Source organism: Vibrio lentus (genome assembly GCF_002875945.1).
GTDB classification, from domain to species: Bacteria; Pseudomonadota; Gammaproteobacteria; order Enterobacterales; family Vibrionaceae; genus Vibrio; species Vibrio apostichopi.
Map to the genome: position 1 here is coordinate 15,478 of NZ_MCZK01000158.1, position 20,068 is coordinate 35,545.

Genomic DNA, 20,068 nt, shown 5'->3' on the forward strand with positions numbered 1-20,068 from the left:
AAAAGAGAAATAGCTTATGTCGATGAAGGGTAAAGAAACGATGAGCGAGCAAAACGAAAGAATTGTTATGGGTAAACTTGGGTCTACCTATGGTATTCGTGGCTGGCTTAAAGTGTTCTCCTACACAGACAATGCTGAAAGCATATTTGATTACAGTCCTTGGTATTTAAAGCTAAAGGGCGAGTGGGTTGAGTATAAAGTTGAAAGCTGGAAACGTCATGGCCAAGGCTATGTATGTAAGCTAGCGGGATTAGATGTACGTGAAGACGCGCAACTGATGACCAACTTTGAAATTGCTATTGACCCTGCTTCATTACCTGAATTGTCAGAAGATGAATTCTACTGGCGCGAATTGTTCGGTATGCAAGTTTTTACCACTAAAGGTTACAACCTTGGTGAGGTCACTGACCTATTAGAAACTGGCTCGAACGATGTTCTAGTAATCAAAGCAAATCTTAAAGATGCTTTTGGCCAAAAGGAACGGTTAATTCCGTACCTTGAAGAGCAAGTGATCAAGAAAGTTGATCGCGAAGCTCGCCGGATCGAAGTTGACTGGGATCCTGGATTCTAACTCCAAATTACAGAGCGAGAGAACACATGTGGGTTGGCGTAATTAGCCTGTTTCCTGAAATGTTCCGTTCTGTTACTGATTTCGGAGTAACAGGTCAAGCGGTTAAAAAAGGTCTTTTATCTATTGAGACATGGAATCCTCGTGATTTCACTCATGATAAACATCGCACTGTTGATGACAGACCTTACGGTGGTGGTCCTGGCATGTTAATGATGGTTCAGCCTTTGCGCGACGCTATCCAAACAGCCAAACAGGCAGCACCGGGAAAGACGAAGGTTATCTACCTTTCACCTCAAGGTCGTAAACTCGACCAACAAGGTGTTGAAGAGCTGGCAACGAACGAGAACTTGCTTCTTATTTGTGGTCGCTATGAAGGGGTAGATGAGCGCATCATTCAATCTGAAGTCGACGAAGAATGGTCGATTGGAGATTTTGTGATGACGGGTGGTGAACTGCCAGCCATGACGTTGATTGATTCAGTCTCTCGGTTTGTTCCGGGTGTACTTGGAGATTTCGCTTCAGCAGAAGAAGATTCTTTTGCAAATGGTTTGCTAGATTGTCCCCATTATACGCGCCCTGAGGTGCTAGACGATAAAGATGTGCCCTCGGTACTCAAGTCTGGAAACCATAAGGACATTCGTCGCTGGCGATTGAAACAATCGTTGGGCCGAACTTGGCTAAGAAGACCAGAACTCCTGGAAAACCTAGCTCTGACTGACGAACAGGAACAATTACTGGCTGAATTCATTAAAGAGCAACGCTCTTAACGAAAAGCAAGCAGTAACCTATTAAATTTAGTATCAGTTTATTCTAGGAATTTATACAAATGAGCAACATCATCAAGGCTCTTGAAGAAGAGCAACTAAAATCAGACCTTCCTAAATTCGCACCAGGTGACACTGTTGTAGTTAAGGTTAAGGTAAAAGAAGGTGACCGTGAGCGTCTACAGGCTTTCGAAGGCGTTGTAATCGCTATTCGTAACCGTGGTCTTCACTCTGCATTCACAGTTCGTAAGATTTCGAACGGTGAAGGTGTAGAGCGTGCGTTCCAAACTCACTCTCCAATGGTTGATAGCATCGAAGTTAAACGCCGTGGTGCAGTACGTCGTGCCAAGTTGTACTACCTACGTGAGCGTTCTGGTAAGTCAGCTCGTATTAAAGAGAAGCTTACTAAGAAGTAATTCTTTTTGCATTCTATCGATAAAAGCGGAGCCATTTGGCTCCGCTTTTTTGTACCTGCTATTTAGAGTTTCGCAGATAAGAGGTCCCCAACTCGCTCGTTTCTCGCTCTTGGGGGGGGACGAATGACAAGCCTTGATAGGCTGTCGAATCGCTGAGGGAGTTTTGAATCAACCAGTGCTGTCATTCCCTAGACTGACGAAGGAAGGAGTAGGGAATCTCTATTTATACCATTTAGCGGCAATAAAAAAGGATTGACGTAAAACGTCAACCCTTCAAAATTTACTCGTTACTCGTTACTCGTTACTCGTTACTCGTTACTCGTTACTCGTTACTCGTTACTCGTTACTCGTTACTCGCTTAATGCGGGTCTTCCGACCAACCATCGCTATCTGACATGTCTGGTGCGCCAGCGATGCTGTTCTCTTCATCTGCCCATTCACCGAAATCAATCATCTGACATTGCTTGCTGCAAAACGGGCGATGTGGGCTTTGCTCGCCCCATTCAACGTCGGTATTACATTGAGGGCATTTTACGATGGTGATTTTTTTCGACATATTGATTCTTAATTAGAGGGTATTGTAAGAAAGAGTTTAGGCTCGAGTGAGGACTCAAGCCAAACTATAAAAGGAAATTAATTAGGTGCAGATAGCCAGTTTAAATTCGATATCTTGAGTACAGGCTTGGCCTGTTTCAAAACTCATGAACTTAACGGCAAAACGGTTTTTATGACCCGAGATCATCGGGTAGGCGCCGTATTGCATTGGAATAGAAAGGCGAAGGATATTCGCTTCATCAGCATCGCTCTGAAAGAAGCCTGCACGAGCGATTTGCTCTTTAAAGTGACCAGTCTCTCTGGTGAGCTTTAACCACAGTGTCAGCGCTTCATATAGCGGTTGTAGGCTGTCCATCCATGCTTTGGCATCTCTCATTTTTTTATCGAGAGGCAGGTGCAGCCAATAATGCAGTGCGGGTAAATCAAAGCAGCACGAACCACCGGGTAAATTAAAGCGTTGGCGTATCGCACTCAGGAAGCGGTCTTCTTTTAGGGATTGCCCAAAACGCTCGGCCTGCATCAGTTCGCGATAGATGTTGCCAATATCATTAAGTAACGACGTTAGCATCTCTTGATCGACACCTTCAACATCTAACCAACTCTTGTAGGTTACACGTTGTTTCTCAATGTCTTTCGCCAGTTCACTCTTAAGTTGGATCTGTTCGAATATTTCAATCAGATCAAAGATTGAACGGAAAAAGAGTTGATACTGTTGAGCATCCGAAAATGTAGAAGACAGGTGGAGCTGCCTCAAGAGTGATTCAACTCTTAAGTAGATTCTTGTTTTCTCATTTAGAGGATGTTCAAATTTATGGGTGATCATCAAGCAAACCTTCATTCAACATAGTTCTATTCTGACCCATCTACTGTACTGATTGCCAGATACTTTTGATGTAAATCTGTGATTTGAGGCAAAAGTTCTTGGTTTTTAGTATGGTTTTTAATCACGTCATCTGCAACCGCTAAGCGCTGTTCTCTTGAAGCTTGTGATTTTAAAATTGCGGCAACCTGTTCCTTAGAAACATTGTCACGACTCATTGTTCGTTCTATTTGCACTTCTGTAGGCACATCAACGATTAAAACGCGATCGGCCATGCCTTGCATTTGGTTTTCAACCAATAGTGGTGCGACTAATAAAGCATAAGGGGATGTGACTTTAGACAGGTCACTGTCAATTTTGTCGCGGATCATTGGATGAAGAAGATCATTGAGCCATTGTTTTTCGGTGGGATCAGTGAAGATCACTTCGCGCAGTTTAGCTCGGTTTAGCATGCCATCTTCAAGCAATATGTTTTCACCAAAATGAGCGGCGATCTGTTTTAGGCCTTCGCTGCCCAATGCCACTACTTCGCGTGCCACGATATCAGCATCGACAATATCAATATTGAAATGCTGATTGAATAGGTTGGCTACCGTGGTTTTGCCACTGGCGATACCACCACTTAATCCGATAATGATTGCCATGATTAAATCCCTAGCACAGAAGTGAAATACCAACCCATGATGTCATTGCCCCATAATAGGTTTACCCAACCAGCAATCGCGAGGTAAGGACCAAATGGGAAGGCTTTATCTATGCCTTGTTGTTTCAAGCGAAGTTGAATCAAGCCGAAAACCAAACCGACCAGCGACGACAAAAGAATGATCATTGGTAGGTGCTGCCAGCCAAGCCATGCGCCAAGCGCAGCCAGAAGTTTGAAGTCACCGTAACCTATGCCTTCTTTGCCTGTCAGTAGCTTGAACAGCCAATAAACCGACCAAAGCGCTAGGTAGCCTGCCATTGCACCAATCACTGAATCTTGAAGCGATATTGGGCTGATATTAAACAGAGCGAGAGCAATACCAGACCAAACTAAAGGTAAGGTGATTTGATCAGGCAGCAGCATGGTATCGAGATCGATAAAGGTTGCGGTAATCAAGGCAAACGTGAAAAAAATCAGGGCGATAGCGTAGTAACTGAAACCAAAATGGTTAGCGACTACAGTACAAAGGATTGCGGTAAGCAGTTCGACCAAAGGGTAGCGAGCACTGATTGGATTATCACAGCTATGGCATTTGCCTTTTAAGAACAACCAGCTTAATACAGGAATATTGTCGATTACCCTTAATTGGGTTTTGCATTTTGGGCAGGTAGAACGAGGAATGCTGAGATTAAACTTCCCCTCTGGCGCTGGAATTTTGTATTGAGAGAAATACTCCGAGCACTCTTGTTGCCATTCTCGTTCCATCATAATCGGTAAACGGTGTATGACGACGTTGAGAAAGCTGCCGATAAGAAGGCTAAAAATGAAAGCTAATACGGGGAATAGCCAAGGATAGTAGTGAAATACTTCCATAGTGTCCTTTTACCACTTGATCTATATGAGTAGAGATCGGCTACTCATGGGTGTTTAGTTGCTTTTGGCTATCCTAACACACTCATAAGATTAAAGATCGGTAAGTACATCGCGACAACAAGTCCACCAACAACCGTACCTAAAAACACAATAATCAGCGGTTCGAGAATTTTACCTAGATTATCGACGGTGTTGTCTACTTCAAACTCGTAAATGGAAGCGACTTTATTGAGCATATCATCAAGGTTTCCCGACTCTTCTCCTATCATCACCATCTGCAAAACCATCTCTGGGAAGGCGTTGGTATTGCGCATTGCAATGTACATCGGCATGCCTGCGGCAGTCTCACGGTGAACCTCGATGATTGCCGCTTCATAATGCAGATTACCCGCCGTTTTAGCCGTTGTTTTCAGGCTTGTTAAGATGGGAATCCCGGAACTAAAACTGGTTGATAGCGTCCGACTGAACTTGGCAATTGATGCCTTAGTGATGACAGCACCTAAGATAGGAAAGCGTAAACCAAGACGACTGGTTGAAAGTCGAATCGAGTAAGATCGCTGACGCAGTTGCTGAACGGACAGAATTAATAAACCAATACCAATAGCAGTATAGAAACTGTAGGCCTGCATCCAGTGAGAAAGATAAAGCACTTGCTGAGTGAACCAAGGTAAGTCTGCTCCGAAACCAGAAAACATCGATTCAAATTCAGGTATGACCGTGGTCAGCATTAAATAGGAAACGGTAAGGGCGACCGCTACAACCATTGCTGGGTAGATGAGAGCCTTTATAACCTTAGATTTTAGTTGCTCACTTTTTTCACGGTATGTCGCTAAACGTTCAAAGACTTGCGCTAGGTTTCCTGAGAGTTCTCCTGTTGCAACTAAGTCGGTATACAGATCATCAAAGTGACGGCTTGCGGTGCGCATGGCTTTTGAAATCGGAGTGCCTGCTTCCACGCCTTTACAGATATGCGACAAGATAGACTTCATTTCAGCTTTGCGATGGTTGTCTGAGACTAGCTTGATGGCCTGCACGATAGGAACACCCGTTGCTAACATGGTCGAGAGCTGTCGAGTCAGTACTGTGATGTCTTTGGCCTTAACTCGGTGTGTTAAACGAGTCAGTGCTGAGATGCTTTTCTTTTTGATTTTCTTTATTTGGATATGCTGGTCTTTGAGCTTTTCTCGTACCTCTAATTCCGTCAATGCTAAGGTTTGCCCTGATACTTTCTTTCCGGAGCTGTTTATTCCCTTCCAATGGTAGTTTTTTAGTTGTGATTGTTTGGTTTTACTACTCATTCTCGCTCCGTGAATTATAGGTACAGAACACGTTGTAGTTCTTGATAGCTGGTGGTGCCTTCCAGCAATTTATCTAGCCCTGACTCTTGTAGTGTTCGCATGCCTTCTCGGCGCGCCAAGTTTTCAATGGCTAACGCGTTCGGTTTGTCGATCAGGCTGCTTTTCAGTTGGTCGCTAAACGGCATAACTTCATAGATCCCCACTCGCCCAGAATATCCCTGGTTACACTCATTACACCCCTGAGGGTCGGCTTTGTAAATCGTTTGGCTGTTAGGGATAGAGTGACGCAGGAATATGTCCGGAGAGTCGTCAGCGGCTTTACAGTGGTTACACAATCGTCTTGCCAGTCGTTGGGCGATAATCAGGCTTAGTGATGAAGCAAGATTAAAGGGTTCAATGCCCATGTGAGCGAGTCGAGTCACGGTTTCTGCAGCGGAGTTGGTATGCAGTGTCGAAAGAACTAGGTGTCCGGTTTGCGATGCTTTTATCGCGATCTCTGCGGTTTCTAAATCGCGGATCTCACCAACCATCACCACATCAGGATCTTGTCGTAAAAACGATCTCAGTGCTTCAGCGAACCCAAAGCCGATTTTGGGTGCGACTTGAACTTGATTGATACCACATAAATTGATCTCGACCGGATCTTCAGCAGTTGAGATGTTGCGCTCGGTGGTGTTAAGCACTCGAAGGCCAGTATAGAGAGAAACGGTTTTACCACTGCCGGTTGGTCCGGTCATCAAGATCATACCTTGTGGGCGTTTCAATGCATTGAGGTATAGTGCTTTTTGACCTTCGCTGTAACCCAACTTATCGATATCTAGATTGGCCGCGCTGCTATCTAAAAGACGCAGTACGATCTTTTCTCCCCATAATGTTGGCAGCGTTGACACACGCATATCAATCGCGAGTTCGTCGTTCAAACGCAACTTAATACGACCATCTTGAGGCAAGCGACGTTCGGCAATATCAAGCTTAGCGAGGATCTTTAAGCGAGCAGATAAACGGCGACTTAAATGGGAGGCGGGTTGTTGTATTTCAACAAGGATCCCATCACAACGCAGGCGAACTCGGAAGCGTTCTTCATAAGGTTCAAAATGGATATCCGATGCACCTTTACGCACCGCATCAACCAGTATCTGATTAATAAAACGACTAACAGGGGAGTCGTCTTGGCTGAGGTCTTCAATTGAAGTCATCTCATCGTCAGAGACTTCAACCAGATTGGCGAGTTCATCTTGGGTGATCTCTTTGCGCTTGGAGTCTTGCCCAGAAATAGAGCGTCCATACAGCTTGCGAATTGCGCCTTCTAGTTCGGAGTAGTTGGCGACAACTAATTCAATCTGTAATCCCGTCGCAAAGCGGAAATCATCTTCTGCTTGTAAGTCGGTCGGATCAGCTGAGGCAAGTGTAAGAGTTGAGCTAGAAACTGAAATTGGAATGGCGCGATACTTGGTGATCAGCTCACGAAGCCCTAACTGTTCACACAATACTTCATAGTCAGTGTTGGCTAGCTGTACCAGCGGTAAACCGAAGATGGCCTGAATGTTATGTGCGAGACTCTCGCTTGTGAAGATGTCTAGAACGAGCAAAGCTTCAGGCGTAGAAACACCTGAAGCTTGCACATGCTCCGCAACAGCTTGTTCCTGAGTCAGGCTAAGTAAATCAGCCTGACGCAGAACGGTTGGGAGGTTGGTTAGCATTATGGGCAGTAGGTCTCTTGTTGATTGTTCAAAGCTGCATCTGTATAACACTTAGTCTCCCACGTGATACCATTTGTGGTGTACGTTGCTGTCATCACGTAAGTTTCATTTGCAGCAATAGGCCCTTTGATTGCAGTTGCTTTGACTCTTACATCTACAGCTCCTGAGTTGGTACCTCCAATAGCTAATATGTTCATACCGTTAAGGTCAAATGCTGCGGGAATATTGTCGGTAGTACTTATACAGTTTGTTTTAAATGTATCACCATCCGAAGCACTTTCATGTGCACATAGTTCAACCGCCATTTTTAAAGCAGCAGCTGCTTTTGGGAATTCAGCTAGAGTCGCTTTTTTTTGTGTAGTCTTGATAAGCCGGTACAGCAAATGCGGACAAAATACCAATGATCGCCACCACAATCATCAATTCAATCAGCGTAAAGCCTTTTTGCTTCGTTCTTTTGTTCTTCATTATCTAATTCCATTGTTTAGTTTGTTTCAGCGTAAGCGCTGGTTGGTAGAGAGAATAGAAGTCGGGATGGGGAAGTGGAATGGTATTCAGGTGTGGTCGCGAGTGGTTTAGTATTTATTAGTGTGGTGTTTCATATAGCGCGCAAAATTATGCGATCAACTTAAATTAGTGATTGAAATACTGATAATTTAGGCAATAAAAAAGGCACGGTAGTTAACCGTGCCTTTATGAATAAGTTATTTATATTTCAATAAATTAAGCTTTGAATCTCATTGATAAATCCATCGCTTTTAAGTGCTTAGTTAATGCACCAACAGAGATGTAATCAACACCCGTTTCAGCGAACTCTGCGATAGTATCTAGAGTGATGTTACCTGAGTTCTCTAATGCTGCACGACCTGCGTTGATTTTAACGGCTTCACGCATCATGTCTGTGGTGAAGTTGTCTAGCATGATGATGTCTGCACCTGCGCTGATCGCTTGCTCTAGCTCTGCTAGGCTTTCTGTTTCTACTTCAACAGGTTTACCTGGGTTGAGCTCTTTTGCCGTCGAGATAGCTTTCTCGATACCGCCACATGCGATGATGTGGTTTTCTTTGATTAGGTAGGCATCGAAAACACCGATACGGTGGTTGAAACCGCCACCACAAGCCACAGCGTATTTTAGTGCGCTACGTAGGCCTGGAATCGTTTTACGAGTATCCAACAGGCGGCATTCTGTATGCTTGATTTTGTCAGCGTAGATTGCCGTTGTAGTCGCACAACCCGATAGCGTTTGAATGAAGTTCATGGCATTACGCTCACCAGTTAATAGTGCGCGTGCTGGGCCTGTTAACGAGCAAAGCGTTTGGTTTGGTTCAACTTTATCGCCATCTTCTACGTTCCACTCGATAGTCACTTCACCGCCCAATTGCTTAAACACTTCGTCAGCCCAAGCTTTACCACAGAACACACCGTGCTCACGTGTAATGATGGTTGCGCTGTTGATTGCGTCTGCTGGGATTAGACTTGCCGTGATATCAGCCGCTGGATCTAACGTTCCGCCTAGATCTTCTTTGATGGTCTCAGCTACTGAGCGAGTGATCTCTAGCGGCAGTTGCTCTTTTAAGTAATCAAGGCGTTGGTGGCTGTTATGTGTGTTTTTCATCGCAAATCTAATCTTGAAAGGGAGTGGGAATGGAATGATACTCTTGCTTAACTTCAAATTAAAGAGGCTAGCGCGACTGCTCTATGGGCAAGGTCACAATCTTATTGTGCTAGCAGAAAAGAAAGTGAGACCAAGATGACGATCAGCTCCAACGGATGGTATGACAACGCTCGGCATGTTCCTTCCCCTTATTTTGATGCAAGGCCAAAGGGTGACGATATCTCTTTGCTGGTGGTTCACAACATAAGTTTGCCACCGGGTCAATTTGGTGGGCCTTACATCGAACAGTTTTTTACGGGAAAACTCGACCCTGTCGAACATCCGTTTTTTAAGGTGATTCACCAAATGGGCGTCTCGGCGCATTGCTTGATTCGTCGTGATGGGGAAGTGGTGCAGTTCGTTTCTTTCTTAGACCGAGCTTGGCATGCGGGCCAATCGAGCTTCGCTGGCCGCGAAAGGTGTAATGATTACTCTATTGGTATTGAATTGGAAGGCAGTGACTTTGTTGCTTATACCGAGCAGCAATACCAATCTTTGGCACAATTAACGGAGACATTGGTGTCGAACTTCCCGCAGATTACTCGTCAGCGTATCACTGGCCACCAATACATCGCCCCGCTACGAAAAACGGACCCCGGTTTGGTTTTTGATTGGAAGAAATATCAAGGTCAACTGAGCTTCTAAATCCGAATTCACAACAAGACCCTGCTCATTGAAGGGCTCTAGATAATCAACGATGAGCATAATTGTTTGTGAATTTTTGTTGTGCTTTTGTAAAGGAAGTGGTAGGACGGTGAGCGTCAATAAATCGAGAGTGTGACGAGCTTATCAAACACTCATTTATTAAAACTTATGAACAGAATTTCCACCTTAAATGTGCGCTTGGTTCGATTTTTAATCAAGTGACGCTAATCTTTCTGAAACAATTCATTTTTATCCTGAAACTTTCTAGCACGAAACCTCCCCAAAAGTATTACCCCTGTAAATGGTAAGACCAATTTGGTTGCTGTTTTAAATTTCATTTGTTAAATCACGGTTAATTCACATTGCGTTCTATGATTCAGGTCAACTTTAGGCTGGACAGTGGCGTTTTAATTATGTTAATTTCTGCCCAACTTAAAATTGGTAATACCAATTGTCAGCGAAGAAAAAGAAGAATAACAAACTATGGCTTATCAACGGATTCGTCAGCCAAAACTCTCGGACGTTATCGAACAAGAGTTAGAAAGGTTGATAGTGGAAGGAACACTGGCTCCAGGGCAGCAGCTGCCGCCTGAGCGCGAACTGGCGAAACAGTTCGATGTGTCTCGTCCTTCAATCCGAGAAGCGATACAACGTTTAGAAGCAAAACGCTTGCTTACTCGCCGTCAAGGTGGAGGTACGTTTGTTAGCGAAAATATCTGGAAAAGCTTTTCAGATCCTTTGCTTAATTTGTTGTCCTCCCATTCTGAAACCCAACTAGACTTGTTGGAATCGCGTCATGCGATGGAAGGGATTTCGGCTTACTTCGCGGCATTACGTGGCACTGATGAAGACTTTGCTCGAATTCAAGCATGCCAAGAAAAAATTCGCGGTGCGCAAGATAAGGGTGATATTGAAGCCGAATCTGCAGCTGTGATGGCTTTTCTTATTGCTTTAACAGAGGCAGCGCACAATGTGGTGTTATTGCACATTGTTCGTAGCTTGGCTCCGTTACTCGAGCAAAACGTCTTAGAAAATTTAAAGCTGTTGCATCGTCGTAAAGACGTTGTGGAGAAAGTGAGTATACATCGAGCTAACATTGTGGATGCGATCGTTTCAGGACAGCCAGAACAGGCTCGTGAAATGTCACACTCTCATTTAGCTTACATCGAAGAAACATTGATGGATTTGACCAAAGAAGAATCGCGCCGCGAACGTTCTTTACGTCGAATCCAACAGGGTAAATAGCCGTAATACTTCGGCTTTTTACGTGTTTAGTAGAATCCAACTAACAAAAAGGATAGATCGCCATGTCTGACATGAAGCATGACGTTGATGCTCTGGAAACTCAAGATTGGTTAGAAGCTCTTGAGTCAGTAGTACGTGAAGAAGGTGTAGAACGTGCACAGTTTTTACTAGAACAAGTTCTAGATAAAGCGCGTTTAGATGGTGTTGATATGGCTACAGGCATCAACACGAACTACATCAACACAATTCCAGCAGCACAAGAGCCAGCTTACCCTGGTGACGTAACTCTTGAGCGTCGTATTCGTTCGATTATTCGCTGGAACGCAATCATGATCGTATTGCGTGCTTCTAAGAAAGACCTAGACCTTGGTGGTCACATGGCTTCTTACCAGTCAGCTGCAGCGTTCTACGAAGTATGTTTCAACCACTTCTTCCGTGCTCCAAATGAGACGGACGGTGGCGATCTAGTTTATTACCAAGGTCACATCTCTCCAGGTATCTACTCTCGTGCATTCGTTGAAGGTCGTCTAACTGAAGAACAGCTAGATAACTTCCGTCAAGAAGTTGATGGTAAAGGTATCCCTTCTTACCCGCACCCGAAACTGATGCCTGAGTTCTGGCAGTTCCCTACTGTATCTATGGGTCTTGGTCCTATCTCTGCGATCTACCAAGCGCGCTTCCTTAAGTACCTTGACGGCCGTGGCCTGAAAGAAACTTCAGCGCAACGCGTATATGCGTTCCTAGGTGACGGTGAGATGGATGAGCCAGAATCACGTGGTGCTATCTCTTTCGCTGCGCGTGAGAAGCTAGACAACCTATGTTTCCTAATCAACTGTAACCTACAGCGTCTAGACGGCCCTGTAATGGGTAACGGCAGCATCATTCAAGAACTTGAAGGCCTATTCAAAGGCGCAGGTTGGAATGTTGTTAAAGTTATCTGGGGTAGCAACTGGGATTCACTACTGGCTAAAGACACGACTGGTAAGCTTCTTCAACTAATGAACGAAACTATCGATGGTGACTACCAGACATTCAAATCTAAAGATGGCGCATACGTACGTGAGCACTTCTTTGGTAAGTACCCAGAAACAGCTGCACTAGTTGCAGACATGACTGATGACGAAATCTTCGCTCTTAAGCGTGGTGGTCACGATTCTTCTAAACTGTTTGCTGCATTCAACAATGCAAAAGAGACAAACGGTAAGCCAACTGTAATCCTAGCTAAAACTGTTAAAGGTTACGGCATGGGTGATGCAGCTGAAGGTAAGAACATTGCACACGGTGTTAAGAAAATGGACATGACTCATGTTCAACACCTACGTGATCGCCTAGGCCTAGAAGACATTCTTTCTGATGAGAAAATCACAGAGCTTCCTTACCTGAAGTTAGAAGAAGGTACGCCTGAGTACGAATACATGCATGCTCGTCGTAACGCTCTACACGGTTACACGCCTGCTCGTCTTCCTAAGTTTACTCAAGAGTTCAAGGTTCCTGAGCTAGACGCATTCGCACCTCTACTAGGTGAACAGAAGCGTGATATCTCTACAACTATGGCTTATGTACGTACGCTAAACATCCTTCTTAAAGATAAGAACATTGGTAAGAACATCGTTCCTATCATCTGTGATGAAGCTCGTACATTCGGTATGGAAGGTCTATTCCGTCAGGTTGGTATCTACAACCCACACGGTCAAGAATACACACCTGAAGATAAAGGCATCGTTTCTTACTACAAAGAAGCAACGTCTGGTCAAGTTCTTCAAGAAGGTATCAACGAACTAGGTTCTATGGCTTCATGGGTTGCTGCTGCAACTTCATACAGCACAAACGATCTACCGATGATCCCGTTCTACATCTACTACTCAATGTTCGGTTTCCAACGTATTGGCGACATGGCTTGGTTAGCAGGCGACCAGCAAGCTCGTGGCTTCCTACTAGGTGCTACTGCAGGTCGTACAACACTGAATGGTGAAGGTCTACAGCACGAAGATGGTCACTCGCACATTCAAGCGAACACGATCCCTAACTGTATCTCTTACGACCCAACGTTTGCTTACGAGCTAGCGGTTATCATGCAAGACGGTATCCGTCGCATGTACGGTGAGAATCAAGAGAACGTTTACTACTACCTAACAGTAATGAACGAGAACTACGCAATGCCAGCAATGCCAGAAGGCGCTGAAGAAGGCATTCGTAAGGGTATCTACAAGCTTGAATCTCACGCTGGTGCTAAGGGCAAAGTTCAACTAATGAGCTCTGGTACTATCATGAACGAAGCGCGTAAAGCTGCTGAAATTCTAAGCGAAGAGTACGGCGTAGCATCTGACGTATTCTCAGTAACGTCGTTCAACGAACTGACTCGTGACGGCCAAGCGGTAGAGCGTGACAACATGCTTCACCCAGAAGCTGAAGAGAAAGTACCGTACATCACGACTGTTCTTGGTAAAGAACCTGCAATCGCAGTGACTGACTACATGAAGAACTACGCTGAGCAAGTACGTGCGTACATGCCAACTGAGTCTTACAAAGTACTTGGTACAGATGGTTTCGGCCGTTCTGACAGCCGTGCAAACCTACGTCGTCACTTCGAAGTTAACGCTGGCTACATCGTAGTTGCAGCTCTAACTGAACTGGCTAAACGTGGTGACATCGAGAAATCAGTAGTTGTTGAAGCAATTGCTAAGTTCGATATCGACACTGAAAAAACTAACCCGCAATACGCATAAGACTGGCATTAAGGTAGGTAAATACAATGACAATCGAAATTAATGTACCAGACATCGGTGCTGACGAGGTTGAAGTAACTGAGATTCTTGTAAACGTTGGCGACAAGGTTGAAGAAGAGCAGTCACTGATCACTGTTGAAGGCGACAAAGCTTCAATGGAAGTTCCTGCGTCTCAAGCGGGTATCGTTAAAGAAATCAAGATTTCAGAAGGTGATTCTGTTTCTACTGGTTCTCTTATCATGATCTTTGAAGCGGAAGGTGCAGCAGCAGCACCGGCTGCGCCAGCAGTTGAAGCGGCGGCACCAGTTGCAGCTGCTCCTGCAGCGGCAGCTGAGCTTAAAGAAGTTCACGTTCCTGATATCGGCGGTGATGAAGTTGAAGTAACTGAAATCATGGTAGCTATCGGCGACACAGTAGAAGAAGAGCAATCTCTTCTTACTGTTGAAGGTGACAAGGCTTCAATGGAAGTTCCTGCACCATTCGCAGGTATCGTTAAAGAAATCAAGATCGCTTCTGGTGACTCAGTATCGACTGGTTCTCTAGTAATGGTATTTGAAGTGGCAGGCTCTGGCGCTCCAGTTGCAGCAGCTCCTGCTCCAGCAGCGGCACCAGTTGCAGCGGCTCCAGCAGCATCTGCTGAGAAAGAAGTGAACGTTCCTGATATCGGTGGCGACGAAGTAGAAGTTACTGAAATCATGGTAGCGGTTGGCGATACAGTAGAAGAAGAGCAATCTCTAATTACTGTTGAAGGCGACAAAGCTTCAATGGAAGTGCCTGCACCATTCGCTGGTACAGTAAAAGAAATCAAGATTGCAGCTGGCGACAAAGTGTCAACAGGCTCTTCAATCATGACTTTCGTTGTTGAAGGCGCAGCTCCAGTAGCAGTAGCGGCTTCAGCTCCAGCACAAGCAGCAGCTCCGGCAGCAGCACCTGCACCTAAAGCAGAAGCAGTAGCTCCAGCAGCTGGCGACTTCCAAGAGAACGGTGACTACGCGCACGCATCTCCAGTTGTTCGTCGTCTTGCTCGCGAATTTGGCGTTAACCTTTCTAAGGTTAAAGGTACTGGTCGTAAGAGCCGTATCCTTAAAGAAGACGTTCAGTCTTACGTTAAAGATGCACTTAAGCGTCTTGAGTCTGGTGCTGCAGCATCTGGCAAAGGCGGCGACGGTTCTGCTCTTGGTCTACTACCATGGCCAAAAGTTGACTTCAGCAAGTTCGGCGAAACTGAAGTTCAGAAGCTTTCTAAGATTAAGAAGATCTCTGGCGCTAACCTGCACCGTAACTGGGTAATGATCCCTCACGTTACACAGTGGGACAACGCAGACATCACTGAGCTAGAAGCATTCCGTAAAGAACAGAACGCAATCGAAGCGAAGAAAGACACTGGCATGAAGATCACTCCACTAGTGTTCATCATGAAAGCTGTTGCTAAAGCGCTAGAAGCATTCCCTGCATTCAACTCGTCTCTATCTGACGATGGCGAAAGCATCATTCTTAAGAAGTACGTAAACGTGGGTATCGCAGTTGATACACCAAACGGCCTAGTTGTTCCTGTTTTCAAAGACGTGAACAAGAAAGGTATTTACGAACTATCTGAAGAGCTAATGGTTGTTTCTAAGAAAGCACGCTCTGGTAAGCTAACAGCAGCAGACATGCAAGGCGGTTGTTTCACAATCTCTAGCCTTGGTGGTATTGGCGGTACTGCATTTACACCAATCGTAAATGCTCCAGAAGTAGGTATCCTAGGTGTATCTAAGTCTGAGATTAAGCCAGTTTGGAATGGTAAAGAGTTCCAACCACGTCTACAGCTTCCACTGTCTCTATCATACGATCACCGCGTGATCGATGGTGCTGAAGGTGCACGCTTCATTACTTTCCTAAACAGCGCACTATCTGACATTCGTCGTCTAGTACTGTAATTGAGAAAGTAATTATTAAGGTGACTTTCGGGTCACCTTAATTCTTTATATAAAGACTATTTTTAGAGAACAGTTTCCGGCATTTCTCATAAACTGCGGGGGAATTGTTGTCTAGCTCACAGGCTAACTTAAAGCTACTTTCACACTGTTAACATCTCTGTAAAATGTTTCCTGTTTGAAAGCCCAATAATTTTAAGAACATCTACTCAGCCTGTTAGGGATAATGACTACAAGAGGTCACAATGAGCAAAGAAATTAAAGCCCAAGTTGTTGTACTTGGTTCAGGTCCTGCTGGCTACTCAGCGGCATTCCGTTGTGCGGATTTAGGTCTAGAAACAGTACTAGTTGAACGTTACAGCACTCTTGGTGGTGTATGTCTAAACGTTGGTTGTATTCCATCAAAAGCACTTCTTCACGTATCTAAAGTAATTGAAGAAGCAAAAGCGATGGCAGAGCACGGCGTTGTATTCGGCGAGCCACAAACGGACATCAACAAAGTTCGTATCTGGAAAGACAAAGTAGTTGATCAACTGACTGGCGGTCTTGGCGGTATGGCTAAGATGCGTAACGTTACTGTTGTTAACGGTTTCGGTAAGTTTACTGGTCCTAACAGCATCGAAGTTGTTGGCGAAGAAACGACAACAATTAACTTTGATAATGCAATCATTGCAGCGGGTTCTCGCCCAATCAAACTTCCTTTCATCCCACATGAAGACCCACGTATTTGGGATTCTACGGATGCACTAGAACTAAACGAAGTACCAGAAAAACTGCTTATCATGGGCGGCGGTATCATCGGTCTTGAGATGGGTACGGTTTACCACTCTCTAGGTTCTAAAGTTGAAGTTGTTGAGATGTTCGATCAAGTTATCCCAGCTGCGGATAAAGACATCGTTAAAGTCTTCACTAAACGCATCAAGAACAAGTTCAAGCTAATGCTTGAAACTAAAGTTACTGCTGTTGAAGCGAAAGAAGACGGTATCTACGTTTCAATGGAAGGCAAAAAAGCACCAGCTGAAGCTGAGCGCTACGATGCTGTTCTTGTTGCTATCGGTCGTGTTCCAAACGGTGCACTTATCGACGCTGAAAAAGCAGGTATCGAAGTTGATGAGCGCGGTTTCATCAATGTTGATAAGCAAATGCGTACTAACGTTCCTCACATCCACGCGATCGGTGACGTTGTTGGTCAACCAATGCTTGCTCACAAAGGTGTGCATGAAGGTCACGTAGCTGCTGAAGTTATCTCTGGTAAGAAGCACTACTTCGATCCTAAAGTAATCCCATCAATTGCGTACACTGAGCCAGAAGTTGCTTGGGTAGGTAAGACTGAGAAAGAAGCGAAAGCGGAAGGCCTGAACTACGAAGTTGCTACTTTCCCTTGGGCTGCTTCTGGTCGTGCAATCGCTTCTGACTGTGCAGACGGTATGACTAAGATGATCTTCGATAAAGATACTCATCGCGTAATCGGTGGTGCTGTTGTTGGTACTAACGGTGGTGAACTTCTTGGCGAAATCGGCCTAGCAATCGAAATGGGTTGTGATGCAGAAGATATCGCTCTTACTATCCACGCTCACCCAACTCTACACGAGTCTGTTGGTCTAGCTGCGGAAGTATTCGAAGGTTCAATCACTGACCTTCCAAACAAAAAAGCAGTGAAAAAGAAGAAGTAATTCTTTTTTAGCCACTCGCTAATGTTTCTAAAAGCCGCTGATTAGTCAGCGGTTTTTTTGTATCTGAAGTAAGGAGCAGGAACGTTTCACTCTGAGATGCGAGTACGCTGCGCTTCGGGATGCGAAGAGCGATTACACACGACAAAAAAGGGTTGACCGATTAGGCCAACCCTTAAATTATTTACTCGAATCTCGAATCTCGAATCTCGAATCTCGAATCTCGAATCTCGAATCTCGAATCTACTTATAAATGCACAGCATGTTTAGGTAGCTATCCGTTAAGCTTGAAAGCTCTTCTGGCGTTTCGACACGTTTCGCTTGAATGAACAGCGAGTAGCAGATGCCGTGGAATAGGTTTGCTAGATGCTTAGGGTCGTGATCGTCGCAAACTTCGCCGCGTTCAATCGCTTTGCTAAACATGTTTTGTACTAACATTTGGTTAGTGCGGTTTGTGGTTACGAATAGAGGCCACACTTCATCACGAGTCGAAGCACTCCATTCAAACCATACGTTCAACCAATGGCTATCTTGAGCCACTAACGTCACCATTTCAGTCGCAATATTATGTAGGTTTTCTTTTGCGTGAATATCTAAGTCGATATTGTCTGAAAGGAAGTTAGAGAATTGGCGAACCACGTGATTAAGTACTTCATCAACCAAGTCTTCACGGGTTGGGAAGTAGTTAAATACCGTTGCAACTGATACTTGAGCAATGTCTGCGATGTCCGCATGACCGCCACGGCCAATGCCACGACGAGAGAACACTTCAAGAGCGATCTCCATCAATTGCAGTTTTCTTTTTAGGGGTGAAAGCCTAGTTCTAGGTCTCTTAGAGATTGAGTCCATTTTGTTTTCCTTGCCAACGAATTTTTTATATTAATGATTTTATTATTATTTAAGCCAAGATGAGTGTAATGGTGCATATGCGAATGGTCAATCCTTTGAGCTTGTTTTATAGGCAGTTACATCAAACTAGATCCATAAAGCGTGATCAGGATTGATGTGAAAGGAAGCGAGTATTAGACAAGGCATCAGCGCACACTTCGTTGAGAATGTATGAGTAAATTAGAACCATAAGGTGGTGTGGGTATTTGAGCAATGCTAGACTTACCCACAAAATTGAGCGGCATCAATGGCAAAACTGTCTACACTTGTCGCATTCACCAAATAAAATGAGAGCAGTATGAAGCATACAGTTGAAGTCATGATCTCTGAGCAAGAAGTTCAGGATCGAGTGAATGAACTAGGTAAACAGATCACGGAACACTACAACGGTAGTGAAGATCTAGTTCTAGTTGGCTTATTACGTGGATCTTTTGTCTTTATGGCGGATCTTGCTCGTGCTATCGATTTAACTCACCAAGTTGATTTCATGACCGCATCTAGCTACGGCAACGGTATGGAAAGCTCGCGTGACGTGCGTATTTTGAAAGACCTTGATGACGACATCCAAGGTAAAGACGTTCTACTTGTAGAAGATATTATCGATACAGGTAATACACTGACTAAAGTGAAAGAGATTCTAAGCCTGCGTGGTCCTAAATCTATCGAGATTTGTACGCTGCTAGACAAGCCTTCTCGCCGTGAAGTGATTGTTGATACTAAGTGGATTGGTTTTGAAATTCCTGACGAATTCGTTGTTGGTGTGGGCATCGACTACGCACAGAAATATCGTCACCTACCGTACATCGGTAAAGTTGTACCTCAAGAGTAATTATTACTCTGTTGAAGACTGACAAAACAAAAAGGCTCGCACAATGCGAGCCTTTCTTATATCTAGTGATTAAAACGATAAGGTTTAAATCTTAACCAAGAATTGGAGACGAGAGGATTTTATCAAGCGCCTCTAAATGGCTGTTTTCTAAGGTGTCATTACTTGAGCAACGAACGCCAAGATCTTGTAGCTTGCCATTACCAATACCATAAACCACACCGTGGATTTCAATATCTTGTCCACGTTCCCATGCGTTTTGCATGATGGTTGAATTACCAAGGTTGTAGACTTGTTCTGCAACGTTAATTTCGCACAGCTTGTCACCCCATTGCTCACGAGGAAGCCCCTCGATTTGCTTTCGGTACTTTAGGTAATTATCACGGATGTGAAGTAACCAGTTATTGATTAGACCAAGTTTAGGGTTATCAATCGCCGCATTAACACCACCACAACCGTAGTGGCCACAAACAATAATGTGTTTAACTTTGAGCACATCTACCGCGTACTGTACAACAGACAGGCAGTTTAGGTCGGTATGAACCACTTGGTTAGCGACATTTCGATGAACAAACAGTTCGCCAGAATACAAACCAGTGAGACGCTCGGCCGGTACACGGCTATCAGAGCAGCCGATCCATAGGAAACCAGGGTTTTGACCCTCTTCAAGCGTTGTAAAATACTCTGGTCTTTGAGAACGAATTTCTTCAGACCATTTAGAGTTGTTTTCAAAAAGCTGTTTAATCTCTGGCATTTTGCGTCTTACGTCCCTTAATTAAGAATTATAACTATACACAATGTTACAAATTCAATCTCGTAAAAACTGTGTCAACTCGCACTCATCTGACGTGTTCTAGCT

Annotated in this window: 17 protein-coding genes and 2 pseudogenes; 9 read left to right on the forward strand and 10 right to left on the reverse strand. The window is 44.5% G+C overall.

The features are described 5' to 3' along the window. Positions 1–16 precede the first annotated feature (16 nt). From rimM to rplS, 3 genes are read left to right on the forward strand one after another with little or no spacing between them, the layout of a single operon-like run. The gene (gene rimM / locus BCT49_RS19890) at positions 17–571 is read left to right on the forward strand and encodes a ribosome maturation factor RimM (protein WP_009847609.1); all 555 of its coding nucleotides are present in this window, start codon (positions 17–19) and stop codon (positions 569–571) included. 26 nt (positions 572–597) lie between these two features. Continuing rightward, positions 598–1,338 carry a tRNA (guanosine(37)-N1)-methyltransferase TrmD gene (trmD, locus tag BCT49_RS19895; RefSeq protein WP_065110800.1) on the forward strand — a complete coding sequence of 247 codons (741 nt, stop codon included), beginning with the start codon at positions 598–600 and terminating at the stop codon, positions 1,336–1,338. A gap of 59 nt (positions 1,339–1,397) precedes the next feature. Further along, entirely contained in the window at positions 1,398–1,751 is a 354-nt protein-coding gene (rplS, locus tag BCT49_RS19900; RefSeq protein ID WP_009847607.1) for a 50S ribosomal protein L19, read from the forward strand. A 358-nt stretch (positions 1,752–2,109) separates the two neighbouring features. Here rplS and yacG read toward each other — a convergent pair whose 3' ends face one another. The 8 genes and pseudogenes from yacG to nadC form a co-directional block, all read right to left on the reverse strand. Beyond that, on the reverse strand, positions 2,110–2,307 hold the full coding sequence (gene yacG, locus BCT49_RS19905; protein WP_017056605.1) for a DNA gyrase inhibitor YacG: 198 nt from the start codon (positions 2,305–2,307) through the stop codon (positions 2,110–2,112). An 81-nt stretch (positions 2,308–2,388) separates the two neighbouring features. Then, positions 2,389–3,129 carry a cell division protein ZapD gene (zapD, locus tag BCT49_RS19910; protein WP_102437672.1) on the reverse strand — a complete coding sequence of 247 codons (741 nt, stop codon included), beginning with the start codon at positions 3,127–3,129 and terminating at the stop codon, positions 2,389–2,391. Between the two features lie 26 nt (positions 3,130–3,155). Beyond that, positions 3,156–3,770 (reverse strand): dephospho-CoA kinase, encoded by a 615-nt coding sequence (coaE, locus tag BCT49_RS19915; RefSeq protein WP_102437674.1) that lies wholly within the window; start codon positions 3,768–3,770, stop codon positions 3,156–3,158. A gap of 2 nt (positions 3,771–3,772) precedes the next feature. Beyond that, the gene (locus BCT49_RS19920) at positions 3,773–4,642 is read right to left on the reverse strand and encodes a prepilin peptidase (RefSeq protein WP_102437676.1); all 870 of its coding nucleotides are present in this window, start codon (positions 4,640–4,642) and stop codon (positions 3,773–3,775) included. Positions 4,643–4,710: 68 nt separating this feature from the next. Further along, positions 4,711–5,940 carry a type II secretion system F family protein gene (locus tag BCT49_RS19925; protein ID WP_102437678.1) on the reverse strand — a complete coding sequence of 410 codons (1,230 nt, stop codon included), beginning with the start codon at positions 5,938–5,940 and terminating at the stop codon, positions 4,711–4,713. A 14-nt stretch (positions 5,941–5,954) separates the two neighbouring features. Continuing rightward, positions 5,955–7,640 (reverse strand): type IV-A pilus assembly ATPase PilB, encoded by a 1,686-nt coding sequence (gene pilB, locus BCT49_RS19930; protein WP_102437680.1) that lies wholly within the window; start codon positions 7,638–7,640, stop codon positions 5,955–5,957. Then, positions 7,640–8,108: pseudogene (locus BCT49_RS19935) on the reverse strand (pilin). The gene pilB and the pseudogene BCT49_RS19935 overlap by 1 nt, the downstream one beginning before the upstream one ends. A 255-nt stretch (positions 8,109–8,363) precedes the next feature. After that, positions 8,364–9,254 (reverse strand): carboxylating nicotinate-nucleotide diphosphorylase, encoded by an 891-nt coding sequence (gene nadC, locus BCT49_RS19945; RefSeq protein WP_102437684.1) that lies wholly within the window; start codon positions 9,252–9,254, stop codon positions 8,364–8,366. 83 nt (positions 9,255–9,337) lie between these two features. Here nadC and ampD point away from each other — a divergent pair. The 5 genes and pseudogenes from ampD to lpdA all read left to right on the forward strand — a co-directional run bounded on the left by ampD (position 9,338) and on the right by lpdA (position 17,498). Further along, a pseudogene (gene ampD, locus BCT49_RS19955) lies at positions 9,338–9,938 on the forward strand (1,6-anhydro-N-acetylmuramyl-L-alanine amidase AmpD). A gap of 483 nt (positions 9,939–10,421) precedes the next feature. Next, the gene (gene pdhR / locus BCT49_RS19965; protein ID WP_009847596.1) at positions 10,422–11,183 is read left to right on the forward strand and encodes a pyruvate dehydrogenase complex transcriptional repressor PdhR; all 762 of its coding nucleotides are present in this window, start codon (positions 10,422–10,424) and stop codon (positions 11,181–11,183) included. Between the two features lie 62 nt (positions 11,184–11,245). Beyond that, positions 11,246–13,909 (forward strand): pyruvate dehydrogenase (acetyl-transferring), homodimeric type, encoded by a 2,664-nt coding sequence (aceE, locus tag BCT49_RS19970; RefSeq protein ID WP_102437688.1) that lies wholly within the window; start codon positions 11,246–11,248, stop codon positions 13,907–13,909. A 26-nt stretch (positions 13,910–13,935) separates the two neighbouring features. Further along, positions 13,936–15,828, forward strand: a complete 1,893-nt coding sequence (aceF, locus tag BCT49_RS19975; RefSeq protein WP_102437690.1) for a pyruvate dehydrogenase complex dihydrolipoyllysine-residue acetyltransferase — start codon at positions 13,936–13,938, stop codon at positions 15,826–15,828. A gap of 242 nt (positions 15,829–16,070) precedes the next feature. Beyond that, entirely contained in the window at positions 16,071–17,498 is a 1,428-nt protein-coding gene (gene lpdA, locus BCT49_RS19980) for a dihydrolipoyl dehydrogenase (protein ID WP_004735450.1), read from the forward strand. 240 nt (positions 17,499–17,738) lie between these two features. On the opposite strand, the gene BCT49_RS19985 is transcribed toward lpdA, so the two are convergent. Beyond that, positions 17,739–18,344 carry a LuxR/HapR/OpaR family quorum-sensing transcriptional regulator gene (locus BCT49_RS19985; protein ID WP_048664508.1) on the reverse strand — a complete coding sequence of 202 codons (606 nt, stop codon included), beginning with the start codon at positions 18,342–18,344 and terminating at the stop codon, positions 17,739–17,741. A 337-nt stretch (positions 18,345–18,681) separates the two neighbouring features. Between BCT49_RS19985 and hpt the strand changes: the two genes are divergently transcribed. Further along, positions 18,682–19,212 (forward strand): hypoxanthine phosphoribosyltransferase, encoded by a 531-nt coding sequence (gene hpt / locus BCT49_RS19990; protein ID WP_010435974.1) that lies wholly within the window; start codon positions 18,682–18,684, stop codon positions 19,210–19,212. A 91-nt stretch (positions 19,213–19,303) separates the two neighbouring features. Here hpt and can read toward each other — a convergent pair whose 3' ends face one another. Next, positions 19,304–19,963 carry a carbonate dehydratase gene (gene can / locus BCT49_RS19995; protein ID WP_102437692.1) on the reverse strand — a complete coding sequence of 220 codons (660 nt, stop codon included), beginning with the start codon at positions 19,961–19,963 and terminating at the stop codon, positions 19,304–19,306. Between the last annotated feature and the right edge of the window lie 105 nt (positions 19,964–20,068).